The 20152-nt window shown below is 55.9% G+C and carries 16 protein-coding genes; 1 reads left to right on the top strand and 15 read right to left on the bottom strand.

Features of this window, described 5'->3' with window-relative positions; genetic code table 11:
• Positions 1-68 precede the first annotated feature (68 nt).
• The 4 genes from ACR0BT_RS07760 to ACR0BT_RS07745 all read right to left on the bottom strand — a co-directional run bounded on the left by ACR0BT_RS07760 (position 69) and on the right by ACR0BT_RS07745 (position 7403).
• Positions 69-2963 carry a calcium-binding protein gene (locus ACR0BT_RS07760; protein ID WP_480762866.1) on the bottom strand — a complete coding sequence of 965 codons (2895 nt, stop codon included), beginning with the start codon at positions 2961-2963 and terminating at the stop codon, positions 69-71.
• 308 nt (positions 2964-3271) lie between these two features.
• Positions 3272-3934, bottom strand: a complete 663-nt coding sequence (locus ACR0BT_RS07755; protein ID WP_480762865.1) for a hypothetical protein — start codon at positions 3932-3934, stop codon at positions 3272-3274.
• Between the two features lie 322 nt (positions 3935-4256).
• Positions 4257-5588 carry an HlyD family type I secretion periplasmic adaptor subunit gene (locus ACR0BT_RS07750; protein WP_480762864.1) on the bottom strand — a complete coding sequence of 444 codons (1332 nt, stop codon included), beginning with the start codon at positions 5586-5588 and terminating at the stop codon, positions 4257-4259.
• A gap of 39 nt (positions 5589-5627) precedes the next feature.
• Positions 5628-7403: a type I secretion system permease/ATPase gene (locus ACR0BT_RS07745; protein ID WP_480762862.1), complete on the bottom strand. Its 1776-nt coding sequence runs from the start codon at positions 7401-7403 to the stop codon at positions 5628-5630.
• 299 nt (positions 7404-7702) lie between these two features.
• Here ACR0BT_RS07745 and ACR0BT_RS07740 point away from each other — a divergent pair, with 299 nt between their 5' ends.
• Complete coding sequence (locus tag ACR0BT_RS07740) at positions 7703-9079, top strand: sensor histidine kinase (protein WP_170422645.1); 1377 nt, start codon at positions 7703-7705, stop codon at positions 9077-9079.
• Here the strand turns inward: ACR0BT_RS07740 and ACR0BT_RS07735 are convergent.
• The 11 genes from ACR0BT_RS07735 to ACR0BT_RS07685 form a co-directional block, all read right to left on the bottom strand.
• On the bottom strand, positions 9058-9780 hold the full coding sequence (locus ACR0BT_RS07735; RefSeq protein WP_170394071.1) for a response regulator: 723 nt from the start codon (positions 9778-9780) through the stop codon (positions 9058-9060). The genes ACR0BT_RS07740 and ACR0BT_RS07735 overlap by 22 nt on opposite strands.
• 463 nt (positions 9781-10243) lie before the next feature.
• On the bottom strand, positions 10244-10948 hold the full coding sequence (locus ACR0BT_RS07730) for an alpha/beta fold hydrolase (protein WP_480762861.1): 705 nt from the start codon (positions 10946-10948) through the stop codon (positions 10244-10246).
• On the bottom strand, positions 10945-12069 hold the full coding sequence (locus tag ACR0BT_RS07725; protein WP_170646841.1) for a cobalamin-independent methionine synthase II family protein: 1125 nt from the start codon (positions 12067-12069) through the stop codon (positions 10945-10947). Before ACR0BT_RS07725 ends, ACR0BT_RS07730 begins: the two co-directional genes overlap by 4 nt.
• Positions 12070-12171: 102 nt before the next feature.
• Positions 12172-13134 carry a cupin domain-containing protein gene (locus tag ACR0BT_RS07720; RefSeq protein ID WP_170663400.1) on the bottom strand — a complete coding sequence of 321 codons (963 nt, stop codon included), beginning with the start codon at positions 13132-13134 and terminating at the stop codon, positions 12172-12174.
• Between the two features lie 152 nt (positions 13135-13286).
• On the bottom strand, positions 13287-14276 hold the full coding sequence (locus ACR0BT_RS07715) for a nuclear transport factor 2 family protein (protein WP_170611474.1): 990 nt from the start codon (positions 14274-14276) through the stop codon (positions 13287-13289).
• The gene (locus ACR0BT_RS07710; RefSeq protein WP_170465610.1) at positions 14273-15292 is read right to left on the bottom strand and encodes a LacI family DNA-binding transcriptional regulator; all 1020 of its coding nucleotides are present in this window, start codon (positions 15290-15292) and stop codon (positions 14273-14275) included. The genes ACR0BT_RS07715 and ACR0BT_RS07710 overlap by 4 nt, the downstream gene beginning before the upstream one ends.
• The gene (locus ACR0BT_RS07705; protein ID WP_480762860.1) at positions 15292-16059 is read right to left on the bottom strand and encodes an SDR family NAD(P)-dependent oxidoreductase; all 768 of its coding nucleotides are present in this window, start codon (positions 16057-16059) and stop codon (positions 15292-15294) included. The genes ACR0BT_RS07710 and ACR0BT_RS07705 overlap by 1 nt, the downstream gene beginning before the upstream one ends.
• A 1-nt stretch (position 16060) precedes the next feature.
• Positions 16061-17113 (bottom strand): ester cyclase, encoded by a 1053-nt coding sequence (locus tag ACR0BT_RS07700; RefSeq protein ID WP_480762859.1) that lies wholly within the window; start codon positions 17111-17113, stop codon positions 16061-16063.
• Positions 17110-18441: a histidinol dehydrogenase gene (hisD, locus tag ACR0BT_RS07695; protein ID WP_480762858.1), complete on the bottom strand. Its 1332-nt coding sequence runs from the start codon at positions 18439-18441 to the stop codon at positions 17110-17112. Before hisD ends, ACR0BT_RS07700 begins: the two co-directional genes overlap by 4 nt.
• A gap of 4 nt (positions 18442-18445) precedes the next feature.
• A complete protein-coding gene (locus ACR0BT_RS07690) occupies positions 18446-18982 on the bottom strand; it encodes an ester cyclase (protein ID WP_170394089.1) in 537 nt (178 codons plus the stop codon).
• A 132-nt stretch (positions 18983-19114) separates the two neighbouring features.
• Positions 19115-20104, bottom strand: coding sequence for a nuclear transport factor 2 family protein (locus ACR0BT_RS07685; protein WP_480762857.1), 990 nt, complete (start codon positions 20102-20104; stop codon positions 19115-19117).
• Positions 20105-20152: the final 48 nt, after the last annotated feature.

Below are 20152 nucleotides of genomic sequence, written 5' to 3'. Positions count from 1 at the left end.
TCGAACTGTTAAGAAAGCCTCAGCCGATCCAGACCGGCTGAGGCGTTTTTTTTGTTATCAGGCGATGATCAGAGACCCCAATCCTGTGATTGCTGAGCCGTCAGCTCGCTGATGTGCTGCATGACATCGAAATGCTCATCAACACCCTGTACGCTGATCACCTTTTGGCCATTTGCCGTGACCCAGTGAGTGCTGGAACGCCATTCGATCTGAAGTTGATCCAGAGACGAGATCCCGAACCCTTCCAGATCGATAACAATCGAGTCGTCAGCCTCAAAATCCCGGATCACCTGACCACCATACTGGCTGCCCGGGCCGGTGATGACAAAAGTATCGCTGCCTTCGCCACCGAACATATTGGCAAACCCGGCTTCTGAAGACTGGTCTGCATCAAGGATGATGACGTCGTCGCCGTCTCCACCATTTGCATTGGTGATCATCGCGCCTTTGCGGATCAAGATGGTGTCATTGCCGTCGCCGCCGTTCAGAGTAGCGAACTGATTGAGCGCACCGCCAACAATGTAGTCATCACCAGCACCACCATTCAGGGTCAATCCACCACTGCCGGTGTCACCGATCATGTAGTCCCAACTATCGGTGCCATCTACGGTAACGAGCTCTTCGCCGACCTCGGCATCAATCCGGTTGCCATACTTCTCGAACCACTCCAGCGTGTTTGCACCAAAGGGCGGTTCGTAGACAACCTGATAGCCTTCTTCATCGTTGCCAACCAAGCTGCGCAGGTCGATGTATGACGGGTCAAATCCGTTCCCGTCATCGTCATAGCGCACGATGATCTCGTCTGTCAGCTTGTTGAACAGCACGATCTGGCCGTTTTCAATGCGGTGATCCAGATCGAACCAGCCGGTCATCCCGTAGGCGTCGAGGTCAATCTCGATACGGTCGCCTTCATTGGCATCGAAATCGGTGATCGTGTTCCCGCCGCCGTTCAGAATGAAGGTGTCAGCTCCTCCGTTACCGGTCAGCACGTCTTTACCATCACCCGAGGTGAAGACGTTATCGCCGTCGTCGCCGATGATCACATCATCATGGTCGCTGCCATAGATGTTCTCGACGCTCCAGAGCAGATCATAGCCTTCCTTGTCGCGAATCTCGTCATTGAGATCGAACGGATTGGCGCTGTTGCCATGCCAGGCCCAGTAATACTCACCGCTGGCATCTTCCGCCTTGTTGTTCATGTCGACATAGATGCCGCTCAGGCTGTCACCATACCAGGCCGTGTCATTGCCTTCTCCACCATACAGCTTATTAAAGCCGCCACCGCCAGCCATGATATCGTCACCGCCAAAGCCGTAGAGAACATCATTGCCGTCATTACGGATTTCGGCCTCGTTTCCGCCGTGGGTATCGCGCTCGGACGTATAGGCTTGCAGAACGTCGTTGTGGTTTGTTCCCAACTGACGATCCTCGCCGTGAAAGCCGACCATCGAAACACCGCCGAACGCCCCGAATGTGACGAACTTGCTGGTTCCAAGACCTGCAAGGTCTTCACTACTCAGGCCAAGGTCGATCTTTTGGCCCAAGCCATAATGCGCACCATCCGGCCCCGTGATCAGAGCGGTTTCTTTCAACCGTTGAATGAAGGCATCTGTGTTCTGCTGCGAGATACTTGTTGCGCCCGGAAAGATGTTCGACGCCTCATCCCAATAGAAGGTTGTAATCACCTTGAACTTGTTGTCGGCCGGATCAAGCGCGACCAGATCGAATGCCGCGCCATCAACGATCGATGCCTGCAGGTCCAGCGTTACTGGCCCCTCCACGTTGACTGGTACAATGATCTTGTCTTCAAGCGGGTTGAAGTCGAGGATCTCGACCAGAGACACCTTCGGCGGGTTGACGGTTTCGACAACCTGCTCCTCGGTCTTGAACATGTTCTTGATCCCGTCGATCAGGCCTCTGGCAAGGTTGATGAACAGCTTCGCGCCCGGCAGCATCTTGGCGAGTGCCAGATTACCTGCCTCTTCCAGCCACTCTTCGCCCAGACCATTCGATTGGTTATGGTTGGGATCATGAGTTGTTGGTTCAGGCACAGAGCCAATAACGAACGTGTCGGCCCCTTTTCCACCGTAAAGCGTGTCGGCAGAGGTTTCATCGATATGCCCGGTAAACAGGACATCATCACCGTCACCGCCGACAAGAAGGTCGTTACCAGTACCACCGTACAGTTTGTCGCCTCCATTCCCGGCAATCAGGATGTCATCGCCTTCGCCGCCAACAAGGATGTTCTTGCCTCCGCCGCCAATGATCTTGTCGTTGCCGGATTCGCCGAACAGCTGATCATCACCTTCACCTCCATCGATGTAGTCGTGGCCACCGCCACCATAGATGACATCATTACCGCCATCACCGAACAACTGGTCGTTCCCACGGTAGGCGATGATGATGTCATCTCCGTCACCGCCCGAGATATTGTCCCGATGATGATAGTTGGAATAGTAATTCTTGATCGAGGTGCCGCCATCATAGTTATCCCAGTTTTCGGGGTTCCAACCGTGGATGACGTTATCCCCGTCATTCCCTTCGATACGGGTATAAAGATATGTCCCCTTGCTTTGCCCACTTGAGAGACGGTGCATCAGGTTTTCAAAGCTCACCTCACCATCGGCCATATTGTATTCACCACGGGCTTTGACATCGCGGCCGACATAGGTGCCGCTGGTGTCATGCAGATGGGTCCCATATTTATCCCACCAACCGCTGTGGCCATCGCCAGGTGATTTACCACCGGTCCAGACGGGAATATCAGGTTTGTTGCTGGCCACAGTCTCGTCGTCCGAGGCTGAATCTTCCCAGACGTAGTCCTGCAATTCGCTGCTTTCTTCCGACAGCAGACTAACCGGCGGGATCACGATAGGATCGTCATCCGTTTCACCAAGACCAACCGATATGTTGAGCGTGCTCGCTGAGTTGGGCTGGAATTTTGATTTGCTAACATGTTTCATGTCTTTCCTCCTGTTTCCTGGATGGTCGACACCCGAGGTTCGGGCCCATACGCATCACAGATCATAGGAAAGATGTGGTTTTTCAGGCTGTTGATCTCAACAGGCGAAAGCCAGCTAAGTTGTTACAAAGTATGACAAAAATGGAATCCACGGCCTGAGAAAACCAGCAATCCGGCTGGCGCCTGTTTCAGGCCCCAGCCGGTGAGTTTGGTTTTCCCTCTGTTTGCCCGGGCGTCCGTTTCAACAGGAACTAAGACGCCCGGATTTTGGTTGTGCAGCGATAGATGATCGCTGAGTTTTCGCCCCACTTAGGCAACCATATCGACAAAGAAGCTGTCGGTCGGAACGGGGGTTCCGCAGATGTCTTCGCCGCCTGCAGTCGGTACGATTTCGCACAGCGGCGGAGGCGCCATTTCCGTCAGGTCATACTCATCCTCCGGTACTTCGGTGCCGCATTTGGGCAGCGGCAGGATCGGGGGTACAGCGATGACGTCATCACCCTGATCCAGAACGATCGGATCAAAGGGCAGCGGGTTCACTGCAACCAGATCTTCACCGTCCTGTGGCACTTCGGTGCCGCAACGGGGATCAGGCATGATCGGCGAAACTGCGGTCACATCGTCACCTTCACCAGCAGGAACCGCACCATAAGGCAGCGGGGCTACTGCGATCAGGTCTTCACCATCCTGCGGAACCTCAGTACCACACCGGGGGTCAGGCATGATCGGGGAAACTGCGGTGACGTCGTCACCTTCACTGGCAGGAACCGCACCAAAAGGCAGCGGGTTCACGGCAACCAGATCTTCGATGGGATCGGCAACCAGCGGATCAATCGGCAACGGATTTACAGCCACCAGGTCTTCACCATCATTTGGCACCTCGGTTCCGCACTTTGGAAAAGGCTGAATCGGGGGCACGGCGATGACATCGTCGTTGGCTTTCTCGAAGCTCGTAGTGGTTACATGTTTCATTGTATTTCTCCTTGTTACACACTTTGTTTAGCACCCAAAAAATCTTAGAAACTTCCTCCTCGGGTATAACAAAAAGGTGGTTATCCGGCCCCTTCATTACAACGCGAAAAAGGGGGCTAAATTGTTACAAAGTATGACAAAAATATGCTCCCAAGCCGGACATCATCTCTTTTCACACAGGAGCGCCTCCAAGATGTGAACCAGCACCCGCTCAGGTACCACCAACGCCCCTCCTCGCCTTTAGGATCGAAAAAACCAGCGCCATTTCTGGCGCTGGTTTTAGCTGTTTCTTCCTATTGGGCAGCTCACATCATGGGATCGATCAGACCTCCCGGAACGTGGTCCGGATTTGCTTACTGAGAGGATCAAGAAGGTACTGTAACAGGGTCCGTTCGCCGGTTTCGATGAAGACGTCAGCCGGCATACCCGGCAGCAGGCTCAACTGGCGGTCAGACAAAAGTCCGACAGCCTCCTCGCTTAGAGCAACCCGCGCCTCGTAGTAGGGTAAGCCAGTCATCTGATCTGTTTTTAAATCAGCCGAGACAAACTCAACGTGCCCATCCAACCGAGGGGCAACATGTTGATCGAACGCCCCGATCATAACGCTCGCAGCCTGGCCCAAGGCGACATTGTTGATGTCCTGTGGCATGACACTAGCGGTCACCACCAACCCGTCATCCTCGGGCACGATCTGCATCAGCGTTTCGCCCGGAGACACCACGCCGCCGATTGTATGCACACCCAACTCGTGCACGATGCCATCCGCCGGAGCCCGAAGGTCAACCCGCGCCAGCTGCAACGCGGCCGCGCTCCGACGTTCTTTCAAGCCATCCAGTTCGACCTCCAGCGAGGAGATCTCGTTCATCACCTGCTCGCGGAAAGTCTTTTCCAGTTGCAGGATATGGATACGCGTCTCGCTGATACGACCACGGGCGACTGCGATCCGAGAGGTCAGGCCGCCACTATTACCGACAAGACTGCTTCTTTGACGCTGCAAAGTCGTCACCCGAGTACCAGGCACTAAACCCTTTTCAAAGAGCTGCGTCAGACCCTCCAATTCGCTGTCGATCAGTTTGATCTCTTCTTCGGAAGCTTCGCGCTGCGCCTCCAGGCCCACAATTTCCTGCTCTGCCTGTTCGATTTTCTCTTCCAAGGCCGCGACTTCACCATCCTGCGACAGACGACGTGCTTCCCTCACCGCGCGCTGCGTTGCGAGTGCGCGGTCAACTTTGTCTTCGTCTTTTCGGGACGCAAGCTCCTCGGACAGTACGAGATCGTCCAGACCATCGCGCTCGGCCGTCAGACGAACCAACTGCGCTTCAAGCGCCACGAGCCTGTCATCGACCAAGGCTTGGCTGCCTGACAACAGCTGATCATCAAGTGTCAGAACAACATCGCCAGCCTCAACCCAATCTCCGTTTTTGACGTGAATGGCGCCGACAATACCTCCGTCGGGATGTTGCACAGCTCTGAGGTCGGACGAGACCACCACACTACCAGCCGTCACGACCGCCCCGGACATCGGGGCTTTCATCGCCCAACCACCGAATCCTACGGCGAGCACAGCAATTGCGACCAGACCAAAGCCGATGGATCGGGCAGAACGATCCCTAAACCCTTTGGTGTTCGTGCTGGAATTCCTGTTGGTATTCATGACTTCCTCCATTCATTCTGTTTACAGCGCGGGACTGGGTCAGCCCGTAGCGGCAACGATTTCTGTTTGTTGGGGTTGTTCGACGGTCTTCTGTTCAGCGGCAGGCTGTGCAGCTCCGGCGGCGGCCTGATTGCGTTGACGCAACCGCTCCATCACTTCTGTTCGAGGACCAAAATCTCCGGCGCGACCGTCTTCCATGATCAGAATCTTGTCGACTGAACCCAGCACACTCGCCCGGTGCGCGATGACGATCACAATCGCCCCGCGTGCCTTGGCGGCGAGAATGGCATGGTTCAGTGCGGCCTCACCCACGGCATCCAGATTCGAGTTGGGCTCGTCCAGAACCACAAGAAATGGATCACCATAAAGCGCTCGTGCAAGGGCAACACGCTGTCGCTGACCACCGGACAAGGCCGCGCCACGCTCGCCAACCGAGGTGGCATAGCCGTCTTTGAAGCTAGCGATCAGTTCGTGAACACCCGCTGCCTTGGCGGCGGCAATCACCAACTCGTCCGTCGCCTCGGGATCAAAACGCGCGATATTCTGGGCGATCGTTCCGTCAAAGAGCTCAACATCCTGCGGCAGAAAGCCGATCTGGGGGCCAAGCTCCTCAGGCAGGTACTGGTCGATCGGCACAGCGTCGAGACTGATGCTGCCTTTGGCCGCCGACCATGCACCAACAAGTGTGCGCGCCAAGGTTGATTTTCCGCTGCCGGTCGTTCCAATCACAGCCAGTGCCTCGCCTGCTTTCATATCGAAACCAACACCTTTGAGAACAGCGGCAGTGGCCATCGGAGGGGCAGCGATCAGGCCGTCAACGGTCAGCGACTTCTGTGCCTTGGGCATGGAAATACGACGGTCAGCTTCGTCACCAGAAAGAGTTTGCTTCAGCTGAGCCCATGCTTGCCGGGCAGCAACCAGATTGCGCCAACTACCGACCAGAGTCTCGATAGGCTGCAAGCCACGGGACATGATGACCGATGCCGCAACGATTGAGCCAGCCGATATATGTCCATGGATGGCTAGATAAGCGGCGACCGCAAGAACGGCGGACTGAAGTGCCAGGCGGAACACCTTGGTAAAGCTACCAGACACTCCGACAGTAGTGGCCGCCTTAGCACTCGCACCAAGGTGGAGATCGTTCACATCTTGCCAGGTCTTGCCAAGATTGGACTGCATCCCCATCGCACGAACCATTTCGGCATTCCGGCGGCTGGCTTCTGCCAGACGGTTGCGCTTGGCCGAATGCTCAGACTGAACGCACGCGGCAGCGCGGACCTTGATATCCGTAACGATGGCAATGGCAACCAATGCCAGCGCGCCAATTACACCGACCATACCCAGCCACATGTGCATGGCAAAAACCAATCCCAGATAGACCGGGATCCACGGCAGATCGAACAAAGCTCCGGCACCCTGACCCGACAGGAAACCGCGAATTTTTTCGACATCTTGAATTGCCGCCGCAGGGTTGCCACCCGGACGGTTGCGCGACGGTTCGGACAAAGTGCAATCAAACGCTGTGCGGGCGAGCCTTTGTTCAAAGCGATGCCCCATGGCAACCAGCACACGGGTCCGCGCGCCGTCAATCAAGGCCATGAACAAGTACAGACCGGCGACAAGTGTGCTGAGCGCGACAAGCGTATTCACGCTTTGGCTAGACATCACGCGATCATAGATCTGAAGCATGAAAATCGGCCCTGTCAGCATCAATAGGTTCACAACACCGCTGAAAACGCCGGTGGCAATCAGATTGCCCTTCAGCGCGCGCCGGGCGCTGGCAAGTTGTGGATGAACGGATGAATGCTTTGACATAGCTGGCTCCCAATAAAAACTCTGTGGGTGATACTTGGAGACCAGCCGCCGATGCCCCAAGGGCTTGTCACACTTTGATTCAATTGACGAATTTGGCCGGTTGTTTGCCGATCTGGCGAAACCGAGTGCCCCGAAATGCGGTACCGGTGGGTGAAACCCCTTTGCGTCATCAGCGGCATGGTGGATGCAATTTCCGCTTGGGAATGCGGCGGTATTTGAATTAGCGTCCCAAGTGAGGGGATGGGACAGGGAGCCTACGCGCAATGCGCTGGAATGATCTGACACTTCGAACACAAGTTATGAGCATCGTGCTTATCAGCTGGACGATTGTCGGCGTGTTCTCGGTAGTCACCGACGTGGTCCAGATCCGAAACTCTCGCGCTGAAGAGATCCGAAACAGGGGCGATGCCTTTCTTGCGCAGGTGGTTTCAACCCTGGCCCGCGTGCCTCCTGACAGCCGCTCTGAAGCAGCGCTTGGTTTCTTTCCTGCAGAATGGAGTGTCAGGGTCGGCACGCAGGATGCAGCAACCGCTTTGGCCAATGGCCGCGACCGCCCGAATCTGGCTAACTGGCTGACGGCGCGGCTGGAACACCGCGGGATCGCCGTCGCGGAACTGTCCGTGGCAGACACGGTCGTTGACGCCAAACACGACCAAAGCGCGCTGTTGCAACTGTTCAAGAGCCACTCGGGCGAACCTATCGATGCAGAAAGCGTTGACGCGTTTCTGGTGAGCGTTTTTTCGGTCCGGCTCAAGGATGATGACGAATGGCTGAACTGCTATTTGCTCATGAAAAACAAGAACATTGTACCTTTGGTCATCGTTGGCTCAATCGACAGTCTGGTCGCGCTTACCCTGCTTTGCGCACTTGCGTTTCTTATTCAGAAAGTGATGCGACCGCTGAGCGCGATGGCCGTCAATGCCGAGTTGATCGGCCGGGGTGAAGAAGTCGGCCCACTCGTCGAGGCGGGTGCCATTGATATCCGCCACACAATTATTGCGTTCAATCGCATGGAAGCCCGGATTGTTCTGGCGCTTGAGTACAAGACAACCTTGCTTCGTAGCCTCGGGCATGACCTGAAGGGACCGATTGCACGGATGCACGATGCGATCCAGAAATTGGAACCAACAGCACCCAAAGAGCAACTGCTCAAGCGGTTGGAAACCATCAGCGATATTGTAAACTCCGTCACCAACCTCAACCGCGAAACGCATCACGATGGAGAGCTTGCACGCCTGGATTTGCGCTCACTGGTTGAGGCGCTTGTAGATGAACAGGTTGAGGCGGGTCGCGATGTGACCTGCACAATCGAACAATCTGCGGTGGTCAAAGGAAGACATAACGCGCTTACCCGGGTTCTTAGAAACTTGTTGGAGAATGCGGTCAAATACGGGGGTCGAACAAATGTCTCTTTGACCGCGTCGAACGATATGGCCGCAATTCACATAGACGATGAAGGACCAGGTATCCCAACCGAACAACTTGAAACAGCATTTGAGCCTTTCCAGAGACTAGGAGCCACCGAACCCGGAACGGGCCTCGGCCTCGCCATAGTCCGGGCGATTGTGGTTGATCAGGGGGGCACTGTAACGCTTGAGAACCGCCTGAGCGGAGGCCTTAGGGCAAATGTGCTGTTGCCGCTTGATACCGGAGTTCAGCCGGGACGAAAGATGTAACCCTGCCCCCAGACCGTTCGAATATATTCCGGATTTGAAGGGTCGCTCTCAATCTTCGATCGCAACCGTTTGATCAGAGCATCAACGCTTCTGTCTCCTGCACCGCCATGCTGTCGGGTCCGGGCAACGGCAAGAAGGTCTTCTCGGGTACACAACACGTCCGGGTTTTCAGCAAAGAAGCGCATAACCCGCACTTCGCTTGAGGTGAGTGTGATGAGACGACCATCTTCACTTTTGAGATGTCGCTCGTTTTCAACAAGCTCCCATTCTCCGAACCGGGTAACCCGGGATTTTCCCTGCGTTCCACCAGCACGCCTGCGCAGCACAGCACGCACGCGCGCGAGGAGTTCCAACTCGTTGAATGGTTTAATGATGTAATCATCCGCGCCCAGTTCCAGCAGGGAAATCCGCTCGGCGTCGTCATCAATCGAACTGATCATGATGATCCCGGCATCTATGCGCGAAGCGATCTCGTGACATAACACCTTACCACTAGTTCCTGGCATCACGAGGTCCAGCAGAAACAAGCTGTAGGTTTCATCAGCCATCATCAACCGCGCAGCGGGTACATCTTGCGCGTGTTCGATTTTGTACCCTTTGTCAGTCAGAAATGCACAAACACCCTGAGCAAACTCGATGTCATCGTCACAAATCAGAATGTGCTCATCATAGCCAGCGGATTGATCCGCGACGTCTTGCATAGCTCTTCTCCTCGGGACGATGCCTGTCGTTACGATAACAACATTTGCTATTCGAAGCTGTCAATGTTGCAGAGAACGATCAAACTGTCTGGTACGCGGCGACCGCAATCGCCACTCATGGCTAAACCAGACAATCATCCACCGGGGCATTCCGGACGATTGAAAAGTTTGTCACGCCAAACAGCAAATTCCTCCAACTTCCGGGACATTCCGCAGGTGGCTGCGCGCAACAAAGCAACCTTTGTCAGAGACTTGGTAGCAGGCCTTGTATTTGGTGTATCGCGTGCGCCCCGACTTAAGTGCAGTTTTGATCACGACAGTAGGCTCTGAACAAGATTTGGGTGCTTCTGAAACCCTTAAACGTTACTGCTGCATCCACGCTACGAAAGAGGCTCCAAGTCCGACAGAGTAATATCGTAGTCAGTTTCCACCAGAGCTATCTACGGCCTTGCGGAAATCCGGCTTAGATTGTTTCGATTGTCTCCAGCCAGCGCAGCAGCGCCGCCGTGGTTTGCCGCGGTTGTTCCAGAGTTGGCAAATGCCCCGCGTGTTCGATGACTTCCAACCGGCTTTGCGGCAACAGGTCATGCATCAATTCGTGGCGTTCGACTGGGCATAACGCGTCATGACGACCGCAAAGGACCAGCGCAGATCCCTTGAAAGCGCGCAATGTGGGACTTTGATCCGGGCGATCTCGTAGGGCCATGGATTGGTTAACAAAAATCTCCGGCCCCAAGGCCATAGCCATATCCATGCATAGGTCCAAAATTGCCTGTCGATCAGGGCCATCGGTCAGATAGTTGGGCTTCATTTCCTCGGCCATCACATCGCGTAGCCGACCATTTTTAACCGCCTCTATCTGGGGCTCACGCCTTACCTTAACCTGATCCGCCTCTGCCAGCGGGTTGGTGTCCATCAACGCCATCCCCGCTACACGCCCCGGTGCTTGCCGCAGTATTTCCATCGCAACAATGCCTCCCATGGAAAGACCGGCCAATGCGAACCGGTCGGGCGCATGACTTAAAACCTCGGCGGCCAAAGCCTGCATCGTATCATGCGCACCAATGGGGGCGACAAATATCGGATATCTGCCAGACAATGCACCAATTTGCGGCGAGAATAACCGAGCATCGCACATCATGCCCGGCAAAAGGACAAGTGGTGTCATTTGACCAGAGCAGCCCCTTCGGCCAGCGCACCCAGTTTGGCATAGGCGATATCAGGATCGACAGCGCCAAACCCCGCAAAAGTGCCAAAACCGCAATCCGATCCGCCGATCACCCGCTCCGCTCCCACGATGTTCACGAACCGCTCAAGACGTTGCACGACCAGTTCGGGGTGTTCCACAAAGTTTGTGGTGGTATCGACCACACCCGGCACAAGTACCTTGTCATCCGGTATCTCGGACTTGCGGTCGCGGAACACCGTCCATTCATGTGCATGGCGCGGGTTCGAGGTTTCAAACAGCACATAGCGCGACTTGGTTGACATCAAAGTCGAGAACACCTTGTCCATTCCGATATCGCAGCAATGCGGACCTTCGTAATTGCCCCAGCAGATGTGAACCCGAACCTTGTCGGCGGGCACATCCTGCAATGCATGGTTCAGCGCTTCGACATGCATTTCGGCAATACTGACAAATTCCTCGTCAGAAAGATCGGTGAACAGCATATGACGCGACAGGGCAAGATCGGGACAATCCAATTGAATATCCAGGCCCGCCGCGACGATGGTTTCATATTCGGATTTCATCGCATCGGCCAGCGCGGCCAGATACGCCTCGCGCGTCGGGTAATAGTCGTTCTGCAGAAAAAGAGAGATCACACCCGGGCTGGCAGCATTCATAAATCCGCGCTCAATCCCGTGCTCAACCATGGCTCTTTTGAGGTTGTCGATATCCTTCTGCAACTCGCCCTGCCCTTTCGAGCGCACATCGCCTACGCACATGGGCCGCGCGTATTGCGGAGTTCCGCCATCATTCGCCAAACGTTGAAGAAAGCCCGGAAACATCTTCAGATCAGCCGGAGCGTTGCGCGGGCTGTCGCCTGCAAACCCGGTGTAGCGGTCCTTGACGTAGGTTGCGTAAGAGATTTTCGAAGTCTCGCCATCCGATACAATATCGATCCCCGCTGCAGCCTGTTTGCCTACGGTCTCGGACACCGCGTTCGTCATGCAGGCATCAAAATCTGTCTGATCGAACGGTTCCTCCCGCTCACGCGCGAAGATGAAATCGACGACTTCCTGACTGCGCGGCAGACTTCCCACATGGGTGGTTGAAATTCGGGTCATCTTGTCATCTCCAATTCAATTAATTCCCTGTGCCGAGTCCAAAGTGAAGCACGGGTCACATACTGCGCGCCCCGAAAAAGATCGGAGCGCGCAACTTTGCCTTTATGCACCGGTCCAGGTAGCACCGGCGGGATCGTCCGTTGCCGTGATACGATACAGACCGGCCTCTCCGGTCATTGAGGGCACGATACTGTAGCTTTCACCTGACAGAACCAGCGCTGTATCGCCTGCGGACAAAGTTGTTTCATAGCCATCGACTGTAATCCGCCAATGACCACTCGCAGGCATGAGGACGACGGGCATATGCGCCGCGACGGGTTCGTTCAAACAAGAGCCGCGTCCGAGGAAATCGACCTCAAACCCCGGCTTGTCCGTGATCAGGGCATCTTCGCCAATCACTTTGGCTGGCTTGTTAGCGGAAAGCGCCATCAGATCCCAATAGCGTGCCACATATTTGCCGATAACATTTTCGACCGGAACTTCCGGATAGCTCTTAAGCTCTTCTTCGGTCAGCAGCGGCATGGGGCGCACGTTGTGGGGCAGTTCCTGACCCTTCTTGCTGTCATACAGCACGCCATTGTCGCCCAGCATCAGCCCATGCGCCTGAGCGTCTTCGATCACCTGTGGTGCCCAGGTGACACCGCCACCCGCATCATCGCCGCCCAGGATCGACATGATCATCCCATAATCCTGCCCGACATTTTCGAAACCGCGAAAGATGCCAGTTGGAATGTTAAATATGTCACCTTCCTCGGCAATAAACTCACCCGCAGTGCCATAGCGACCCCAGAAGAACCGCCAACGTCCTTTGGCGACAAAGAACACCTCGGCCGTGGTGTGGCTGTGCAGCGAATTCCGGCATTTCGGAGGTTGCCCCGCCGCGCCAATATTGAAACCGATTTTGTCGGTGATGTGGACATGCTGATCGGGGCTTTCGGATACGCCACCGCCTACGATGGTAAAGTTTTCCTTCTGGTCCGAACCAGGCGTGTGCGCGTCAATAAATGCGGTTTTACAAGGCTGCAGTTCGCCGTAGCGGACAATGCGTTGTTGGATCGTGCTCATAATGGTCTCCGTTCATTGAATTGGTACAAGAGGTCTCGATCCTCATGCACCCGGAGGGCGATTATTCAGCCGCCGCGCCCGCAAGGACGCCCGGTGGCCGTGGTACCGCCGAGTTCCTTCACTGGCATCCAATGCGACGCGCGTTTGAGGCATCAGAGATCCCCGGTTTCCAACAGAAGCTGTTTCCAGACTGCGGTTTCATCGAACAAGGTCCATTCGCGTCGCAGCCTGATGTCGCCTCCAACCAACTCGCCCCATTCGGCATGGCTGATCCCCAACACATACAACTCAGCGCCTGTGGGTTTGCCGAACACGCCCCAACCGTCATGCTTGCCATGCAAGCTCCAGCGCAGGGCCGAGCGGGGTGGCATATTCGGATCATCGCGCCCGATCTGATGATGGATGGTGAAGGTTGCGCTTGGCATGGCTGCACGCAAAGACATCCAGAACCGATCAGCCGAATCCCAGCCATGGCCCGTGACACCGCCGGGATATTCGGTCTGCACGCCTCGGTCATACTCTCGTTCAATCGCGCCCATATCTGCATTCATTATCCGTGTCAGCAGATCCGCGTGGCGGTGTCCCCATTCATTGTCATTGCCGTACCCCTTGTAGGGGCCTTCGATGTCGATCTTGGGTGACAGAGGCTTCACACTGGCCTCGGCCCCACCTTCACGCGCTATCAGATCGGCGGCATATTCCTTGGGATCCCAGCCCATTTGCCGGACAATCGCACCCTGATCTCGGATCAGCCATTCGTCATCGATCATGTTGTCGATGGCGTGGCAGTCGGCCAGAATTCGGTATCGCAGGCGTGTTCCGGTGGCTTTGCCATAGACACCATTGCCCCGATGCGTGGCGGTCGACAGGATACGATGCGAGCTCAGCATGCCTTCTTCCGGGGTGCCCGACCAGATCACATCCTCGCCCAGCAGCTGACGGTCGGGGAACTCGGCCAACGTGGCCATTGTTGCACCAATGACATTCTGGTTACCCAACACAACCGAACCGGGCGAGCGGACGACGATGTCTGGGCTGTAATATTGATGCAGAGTCGCAATGCCACGGTCTTCCCAAATCTCTTTGGTGATGCCGATGATATAATCCGGGAAATCTTTGAATTTGGGATCAAATCCCTTCATGTCTTCCATCCTTCAGGTATGCGGGCGGAGCCGCGAACGATCAAAGGTCCGTCAATCTCGGTGCGGCGCGGCGCAGCAGCGGGATTTTCGATCTTGCTAAGTAGAATATCGACGGTTTCGGCAACCATCCGATTGGCAGGCTGACGAATAGTTGTCAGATTGTAGGCTGGCCAAGAGGCAACGGCGACATCGTCATATCCCAGAACCGAGACGTCGGCCGGAATTTGCAGGCCCAACTCGAACCGCAGCGTGTCCATCACAGAGATCGCCATGTGATCATTGGCCACGAACACAGCGTCCGGTGGATCGGACGCGAACATGCGTAGCGTTGCCTCACGCGCCTGTTCTGCGATGAAGTTTCCGGCTCCACGGGCGTGCAGTTTGACACCCGCCTCTTGCAGGGCCGCTACGAACCCCGCTTCACGATCGCGCTGGGTCGAAGCGCCCTCCCACCCGGCGATATATCCGATCTTCTCATGACCGCCAGCCAGCAGAAACTCGGCTGCCTTTCGGCCACCGGCGACATTGTCGGATGTAACCGATGACATAGTGAGGTCATCCTGTGCCCGATTGAACAACACCATCGGTACACCCACGGTCCGACAACGTTCATACAAGGTCGACGACAGGGCCACCGATGCCGCGATTATGCCGTCGACTTGAAAGTCGAGCAATTCCTCAACCACGCTATCGACGTTTTCGGCCTGGTTCGACGCCATGAATATCATCACATGGTAGCCGCGCTCCTGCAGCGTATTCGTCAACCTTTCCAGTGCTTCAGGATAAAACTGATTATTCAGATACGCCACAACAAGCCCAATGATCCGGCTTTTGCCGGACACTACGGCACGCGCAAGGACGTTCGGCCGATAGCCCAGTTGCTTGGCGGCCTGACGAACCTTTTCAATCGTCTTCTTCGAGGCTGAAGCCCCCGGAGTGAACACACGGCTAACGGCAGACTGGCTGACCCCGGCGAGGCGGGCGACCTCCATGGATGTAACTTTTTGCGCCGCCATCAGTCTGCTGTCCAACCTCCGTCTATCATCAACGCGGTGCCCGTCACCAAAGCCGATGCATCCGAGGCAAGATAAACCACTGCCCCCATGATGTCTTCGATCTCGCCCGGGCGACCCAACTTGATCTTGTCCAATATCCATGCGCGCTTGTCCGGGTCATCAAAAGTCGACTTGGTCAAATCGGTCAGAATAAAAGTTGGGCAGATCGTGTTGACCCGAATTTTTGCAGGACCGAACTCCAGCGCCATCGCCTTGGAAAAGCCTTCGACTGCGAATTTTGACGCGCAATAGACTGCCCTTTCCCGCCCGCCTACATGGCCCATCTGGCTGGAGATGTTCATCAGCGATCCGGGGCGCCCAGCTTCTAACAATCCTTTTGCCACCGCTTGGGTCAGAAAATAGGCCCCCCGGACATTGACATCCATTACCGCATCAAAATCCTCGGGCCGTGTGTCCACGGCCCTGCTGTGTCGGGCCAGACCGGCTGAGTTCAGCAGGACATCAAATGGCCCGTTTTGCGCCACCGCATCAGCAGTGCCTGCAACGTCAGAAACATCCAGTTCAAGTATATTCGCCAACCATCCCCGAGCGTTCATCTCTGTTGCCAGATCCTGCAACGCATCCTTGCGCCGCGCCGCCAGTGTCACTTCGGCACCATGCTCTGCCAGTGCTACGGCACAGGCCATGCCGATACCGGACGACGCGCCCGCGACCAATGCGCGTTTGCCGTTAAGATTGAAACTTGGGGTGCTGGGAAATTGGGACATATCAGACCTCGCCAACCGGAAATGGAATGCGGCCCGGAACGCGCGCCTTGTTGAACTCTCGCAAACGGGCAAAGACGTCAACACCCAGCTGGCGATAGGTATCCAGCAGATCAACCAGAACCCAGTTCTCGCGAATCTTGCCATTTTCAAGCCGCCAGAAATCGAGGCTGCGCAGCGTGATCTTCTTGCCCGACGGTGCGATCCCCATCCAGCCATCATTAGTGACAGTCTGGATCATGTTGGGCCAACCCGTAACAGCCGCATAGTCACCGTCGCCAAAGAAATGACAGGTGATGTCATCTACATCCTGCCCGCGATCCGGCATTGCGTTGAGGAATGGAATCTGATGCCAATTACGGAACCCCGCAATACCCCGCCCTGTGCCGATCCCCGAGGGGCCGTACCAGTTCATCCGAGGATGCCAAAACCGCTCCAACTCCATCACCTCCGGACCACCTTCTACGGGATGTTTGGTCAGATGATCCAGCATGTCGACAATGTGCTGGCAGGTCTCTTTGCCCTTGGCCTTGTCATACGGGCTGGGAACCAGTCCGTCCTGCGTCGCTGGTCCCGGAACATGCCATTCCCGCCCCAAACCGGGTGCCATGGGCCAGGCCTGCGCTTGCATCATCACTTCGGGGATATCCCAAAGCGCCTGCACCTCGGCGACTTTGCCATTTTCGATCCGGTAAAACTCGTGAAACCGCATGGTGACCTGATGGCCTGTCGGCGGAATCTCCAGCCATGGCCCCGCGAAAGTGCCGGTATAGTACCCGCCGCATCCAACCCAATCAGCACCGAATTCATCAGGTCCAGCCATGACGATATAATCGCGACGCTCAAGATCGGGCCATGCGGTCAGAAGATCGCGATAGCAACAATCGTAATAAGCACTACTCCCATTGGTGTCGCCAAACGGATAGCTCAGATGGAACACAGCGTCGGGAGAACAAATCTTATCCAACGCCTGCCGGACACCGGCTTCGGTAAAGTCATACATCGCAGCCCTGACCTGTGCGATCAGGGTCTTGTGCTCAGTATGCCTGTCACTCATTCTGCGGCGTCCCTGTAGGGTGCAGGCGCGCCGTAGGGGACATTGATGCCGCCGTAACGCCTTACGCGGACGTTACATTGCTCGGCGTGCCCCACAAAACCTTCGAGCATACATAGGCGCGAGCCATATTCGCCGATCAAGGTTGCCGCCTCATCAGTCATAACCTTTTGATAGCTATGTGTTTTCAGATATTTACCCACCCATAGACCACCAGTATAGCGGCCAGCTTTTTTGGTAGGTAGCGTGTGATTGGTGCCAATTACCTTATCACCGTTCGAGACATTGGTACGCGGGCCAAGGAACAGTGCGCCGTAACAAGTCATGTTCTCAAGGAACCAGTCGTCGCGATCGGTCATGACCTGCACATGTTCAGATGCAATGTCATCAGCAACCTGCAGCATCTCATCATACGTGTCGCAGACGATCACTTCGCCATATTCCTCCCACGATACTTTTGCGGTGCCCGCTGTCGGTAGAATGCCCAGCAGCCGGTCCACTTCGGCCATCGTGTCCTCGGCCAGTTTGCGAGAATTGGTCAGCAATACGCAGGGGCTGTTATACCCATGTTCGGCCTGACCCAGAAGATCGGTCGCGCAAAGCTCTGCGTCTGCGGCGGTCTCATCAGCAATCACCATGGTCTCGGTCGGGCCGGCGAATAGGTCGATACCGACGCGGCCAAATAGCTGACGTTTAGCTTCTGCGACAAAGGCGTTACCCGGACCGACAAGCATGTGGACTGGATCAATCGTCTCGGTTCCCAACGCCATGGCGCCGATAGCCTGAATGCCGCCCATCACGTAAATCTCATGCGCCCCACCCAAATACATGGCGGCGATCACCGCTGCATTGGGTTTGCCCTGAAACGGAGGGGTGCAGGCGATGATGCGTGGTACGCCCGCCACCGAGGCGGTCGCCACCGACATATGCGCCGAGGCCACCATCGGGAATTTGCCACCGGGCACATAACAGCCCACCGATTGTACGGGGATGTTCTTGTGGCCCAAAATGACGCCCGGCAAAGTCTCAACTTCGATATCCAGCATCGAGTCGCGCTGAGCTTGTGCAAAGTTGCGCACTTGTTCCTGCGCGAATTTGATGTCCGCCAGCTCTCGATCCGTCAGCTGATTGATCAGGTCGTCGATCTGGTCTTGAGACAACCGAAACGATGCTGGCGAATAGTTATCGAACTTCTCGCTTAGCTCGCGTACCGCAGCATCGCCACGTGTTTCGATGTCTTTCAGTGTCGCTTCGACGACAGCGCGTGTTTTGGCGTCATCCTCGGCTCGGTCAGCATCGGACTTACCACGTTTCAGATACTCGATTGTCATTGTCCTAATCCTTAGTTTCAGGCCGGGGCGGAGACTTCTCACCCCGGTCAAATGCTTCCCAGCCTTCGCCGTTAAACAGATCGACACCCAGCTGTGCCGCTACATGCGCGAAATCGACATTCACCCAATTGTCGACGATCTTGCCGTCGACCACTTTCCAGAAATCCATATATCGGATCTCGACCCGCTTTCCGGTGGGGGCGATCCCCAGGAACTCACCCGAATGGGTTGCTTCCTGTCGACCAAACGCAGCCGCCCATTCGCCCATGTAAAGGCGCGCTTCGTCGATGCAGGTCTTGTCCGAAAAAGCCGCCTGAAACGGGCGTTGCCAATTGTCCTGAAACTCTTTCAGGCCAGTTTTTGTGCCACAGCCCTCATTGCCCATCCAGCGGAAGCCTTCCGAGAAGAATTCGCCGATGTCATCTATGCGGTGATCGTTCAGACCATCCACCATGGTTTCAATCACACGGCGGGTGTCTTCTGTTTTGTCGAGGTCCGTATCACGTGTCAGCACGGCCTGTTCCGGGCGGGAACCCTTCATCTTTCTCATCCTTGTATTGGTGCCAATAGAAATTCTGTCTTCATCGGGTAGCTCAATCAGCTGACAGAAAATCCCTCGGCATCCGGTTGAGCGCCGGGTGGCGGCCAACGGCGTTATGTCTTGCAGAGCTGCTCATGCGGCTTGCTCGGCGATGTCGGCAAAAAGGTCATATCCCAGCTGCAACAACACATGCGGGATGTCGACGAAAACCCAGTTTTCGACCAACAGATCGTCCTCTCGACGCCACCAGTCGCAGACCCGCATGAAGACGCGTTTTCCGCTTGCGGGCTGGTCGAGGAAGGGTTTCACCTGGACACCGGTCAAGGAAGGCCAGCCGCCCGAGCATACGTAATTGCCTTCGCCGAAGCGGGTGAAATGCGCAGTCATGCCATTTCCCGCACTACCTCCGGACCAACCTTCGAAGGTGGCCTCGAAAGGCACCTGGAAGCTTGCAAAACTCTCGAGCCCGACGAAAGAACCGAAGGCGCCGGGGCCGTACCAGACCATGTTGTCATGCCAGAACGGGCGCCAGGCCTCGTTCTTGGTGGCAAGCTTGGCCAGCATTTCTGTGACCATACGATAGCTCTTGGCCCCCTCGACTGGGTCTTGCGGCGTGGTCAAGATGCCATCATGGCTTGCTGGACCCTGAATCATCCCGGTGAAGCCACGGGTCTTGCCCGGGCTATCGGTGATCGGCCATTGCCCTGCAGCCAGCATCAGTTCTGGGATATCGAAGAAGACATAGCTCTCCACCGCCTTGCCATCCTGCATACGGTGGAACTCGCCGAAGCGCAGATAGGCAAGCTCACCTGTGGCGCGGATACCAAGCCAGTCGCGCGAGAACCGACCGACGAAATAGCCGGTGGCGCTGATCCAGCCCTGTCCTTCAAATACACCGGCCATGACGATATCATCGCGCCGAAAAAGCCCATCGAAGGAGGCTGCGAGCGGGGCGATGACGTGATCGTGCAGCCCGAGGCCACCCGCGACCTCGTTGAAAGGATGCACCACGTTGACATGTGCACCGGGGGCGAAGAATCCCTCATAGGCCGGTCGGAAATTGCCTGGATGGCGTTGCGCGGCGGTGAAATACAGAAAGGGTTTACGGTCGAGGCGTTCCATTAACTTTGTCTCTGTAGGATCTGTTCAAGGCGTCTGCGGAGAAACGCC

The sequence above is a fragment of the Ruegeria sp. CJ6 genome (genome assembly GCF_056536665.1).
This window is presented reverse-complemented; position numbering and strand designations above follow the sequence as displayed.